This is a genomic window from Hansschlegelia beijingensis, from assembly GCF_045505405.1.
Classification (GTDB): Bacteria; Pseudomonadota; Alphaproteobacteria; order Rhizobiales; family Methylopilaceae; genus Methylopila; species Methylopila beijingensis_A.
Genome location: NZ_JBJKEX010000626.1, coordinates 1 through 898, shown reverse-complemented (window position 1 = coordinate 898; position 898 = coordinate 1). Strand labels below are relative to the sequence as shown.

2 protein-coding genes are annotated in these 898 nt (G+C 72.3%); both read left to right on the top strand.

All coding sequences use genetic code 11. The features are described from left to right. Window positions 1-585, top strand: a 585-nt coding sequence (gene mdcG / locus ACIKT0_RS19230; protein ID WP_407106875.1) for a malonate decarboxylase holo-[acyl-carrier-protein] synthase, incomplete at its 5' end; no start/stop codon positions are given. Then, window positions 582-898 (top strand): triphosphoribosyl-dephospho-CoA synthase (locus ACIKT0_RS19225; RefSeq protein WP_407106874.1); only part of this gene is annotated, 317 nt, incomplete at its 3' end. The genes mdcG and ACIKT0_RS19225, both read left to right, overlap by 4 nt.

Here is an 898-nt window from a genome sequence, read left to right as displayed (position 1 = left end):
CCCGATTTCGCCGCGGCGCCGCTCGTGGAGGCCTGGGCGCGGCGCGGCTGGCCGCTGATCTCGCGTCGTCCGCTTCCCGGGGAAGGCGCGGGGGTGCCGCTTGGCCTTCCGCTGCCGCCTTTCGCGGGAAAACGCCGGCTCTGCTTCCTCATGCGGCCTGAAGACGTCCTGGCGACCTCAGCGCCCCCAGCGCTGGCGGAGGTTCTTCCGGACGCGCCCATCTCGTGGCGGGCGACCATCTGCGAGCTGCGAGCGCTGGCTTCCAAGCACGCCGTGACGGTCCCGGCGTTCGGCAGCCTCGCCTGGCGGACGCTCACCGGGCTGGACTACGTGACGGCCAGCTCGGATCTCGACGTGCTGTTCCGCGTCCACTCCCGAACTGACCTCCGGGCGCTGGCCGCTGGCGTCGCCGAGATCGACGCCGTCGCTCCCATGCGGGTCGATGGAGAGCTCGTCCGGTCGAGCGGCGTCGCGGTGAACTGGCGCGAGCTTCTGGGCGAGGCCCGCGAGGTTCTGGTCAAGTCGACCGCCGGCGTGGAGCTCGTCGACCGTGATCGCTTCTGCGACGTCGGAGGCTGGCGATGACAGCCCCGCTCCTGCTGCCTGCGAAACCCGCCTTGGGGCCCCGGACCCCTGACTTCGATCCCGCCCTGGTGGCGGCAAGCGCTGCGAACTGCCTGCTCCTGGAGCTCGAGACCTACCCCAAGCCCGGCCTCGTCAGCCATGTCGACAGCGGCAGCCACGATGACATGGACGCCGCGACGTTCCGGGCCAGCGCGGCCGCCATCGAGCCCTTCTTCGGAAAGCTGGCCGAAGCCGGCGCGGACGGCGCCGGCATGAGCCGGCTGCGCATCATCGGGCTGGAGGCCGAGGCGGCCATGCGGGCCGCGACCGCGGG